The sequence below is a fragment of the Armatimonas sp. genome (genome assembly GCF_043760365.1).
Taxonomy (GTDB): domain Bacteria; phylum Armatimonadota; class Armatimonadia; order Armatimonadales; family Armatimonadaceae; genus Armatimonas.
Genome location: NZ_JAYUPA010000248.1, coordinates 1 through 2,042 on the forward strand (window position 1 = coordinate 1; position 2,042 = coordinate 2,042).

Here is a 2,042-nt window from a genome sequence, read left to right on the forward strand (position 1 = left end):
CAACGGCTTCGACAAGATCACCGAGAGCGACCCGGAGCGCTGGCGGCAGACGCTTCTTACCAATGTCTATGCACCGTATCTACTCGCCCGGCTCTGTGCACCAGGGATGAAGGCGCTGGGCTGGGGCCGCATCATCAATGTCAGCTCCGCCGCCGGTTTCGCACAGCCCGATGGCCCTGGTGCGGACTACATTCTCTCCAAGTACACGCTCAACTTCTTCACGCGCCAGCTCGCCGCTGAGCTTTCGGGTACTGAGCTTTCTTGCTGCGCGATTCACCCCGGCGAGGTCAAGACGGAGATGTGGGAAGACATCAAAGACTTTGGCGGCATGCCCGGCTGGGCAGATTTAGTGGAGCGCACCGGCGGCGATCCGCCGGAGAAAGCCGCTGAGCTTGTCTGTAAGATTGTCGCCGCGCCTGCAAGCGAGACCAACGGGAAGTTTCTCTGGATCGAGGATGGGATTCAAGCACCTCAGTTTACGTGGTGAACCCACCCCCTAACCCCCGTTGCACGGGGGTTAGGGGGTGGGTTCTAGTAGCTCCGTGCAAAGAGCACTTGCAGGGTGGCAGGCTGGCCGGTGAAGACACAGACGCCCTCGCCGCCGGGCTGGTCTTGCTCCAGCGGGATGCAGCGGATCGTGGCTTTCAGCTCTAGCTGGATCTTGTCCTCGTCCTCGCGCGAGCCCGCCCACCAAGCGCGGGCAAAGCCTGTTTCCACGGCGGCAGTGAGCTCGTCGTAGTTGGCAACATCTGTGACATGTGCATCCCGGAAGGCTTTGGCCCGGTCGTAGAGCGCGGCCTGAATCTCTTCGAGAAGCGCAGGCAGGACATCAGGAAGCTCGGCCCAACTGACGAAGCGCTTACCCTCTTTACCCGGTCGGTCCCGGCGGCCCAGCACCACAGTCTGATTGGCGACATCGCGCGGCCCGATCTCGATGCGAACGGGAATGCCCTTCACTTCCCACTCGTTGAACTTAAAGCCCGGCGTGAGGTTATCACGGGAGTCAATCTTGACCCGCGCTCGCTCGCCAATCGCGGCCTTGAGCTGGTCGGCGGCGGCGAGCGTCGCTGCTTTTTCCTCGTCGGTCTTGTAGATCGGGACGATCACGGCCTGAATCGGGGCAAGGCGCGGTGGCAGGACTAAACCATCGTCGTCGGAGTGCGCCATGATCAGCGCCCCGATCAGGCGGGTCGAGACACCCCACGAGGTGGTCCAGGCGTACTCGATCTCGTTTTGGTTCTGGCCTTGAAATTTTATCTCGAAGGCCTTGGCAAAGTTCTGCCCCAGGTTATGGCTCGTCCCGGCTTGCAGCGCCTTACCGTCCTGCATCATCGCCTCGATGGCGTAGGTACGTAGTGCGCCTGCGAACTTCTCTTTTTCGGTTTTCTGCCCCTTAAAGACCGGAATCGCCATGACGTTCTCTAGAAAATCCCCATACACTTCATGGAGGATTTTCAGCGTCTCTTCCTCGGCTTCGTCGTGGGTGGCATGGGCGGTGTGGCCCTCCTGCCAGAGGAACTCAGCCGTGCGCAGGAACGGACGTGTGCGCATCTCCCAGCGCACGACATTGGCCCATTGATTAATAAGAAGTGGCAGGTCGCGCCAGGACTGCACCCAGCGCGAGAAGCTATCCCCGATAATCGCCTCCGACGTCGGGCGCACTACCAGCGGCTCATCGAGTGGTGCAGCAGGAACCAGTCCGCCTTTGCCGTCGCTCTCTAGGCGATGGTGCGTCACCACAGCGACTTCGGGGGCAAAACCCTCGACATGCTGCGCCTCTTTGGTGAGAAAACTCACGGGAATAAAGAGGGGGAAGTAGGCGTTGACGTGGCCGGTGGCCTTAATGCGGCGGTCTAGCTCTTGCTGGATCATCTCCCAGATTGCATAGCCCACGGGCTTGATGACCATACAGCCGCGCACGGGGGAGTAGTCGGAGAGATCCGCCTCTTTGACGATATCGAGATACCACTGCGAGTAGTCTTTCTCGCGGGTTGTAATAGTTTGTTTTGCCATGATGTCTTTGTCGGAAGTAAATGCTCGGG

2 protein-coding genes are annotated in these 2,042 nt (G+C 60.0%); one reads left to right on the forward strand and one right to left on the reverse strand.

The window, feature by feature from the left end:
* On the forward strand, nucleotides 1-487 hold a 487-nt coding region (locus tag ACH2EH_RS06005; RefSeq protein WP_395139894.1), incomplete at its 5' end, for an SDR family oxidoreductase.
* A gap of 44 nt (nucleotides 488-531) precedes the next feature.
* Here the strand turns inward: ACH2EH_RS06005 and proS are convergent.
* The gene (proS, locus tag ACH2EH_RS06010; protein ID WP_395139896.1) at nucleotides 532-2,013 is read right to left on the reverse strand and encodes a proline--tRNA ligase; all 1,482 of its coding nucleotides are present in this window, start codon (nucleotides 2,011-2,013) and stop codon (nucleotides 532-534) included.
* Nucleotides 2,014-2,042 lie beyond the last annotated feature (29 nt).

Bases quoted from the DNA above. Each gene is read 5' to 3' on its own strand.
- proS (WP_395139896.1), bottom strand. From the start codon at position 2,013: ATGGCAAAACAAACTATTACAACCCGCGAGAAAGACTACTCGCAGTGG.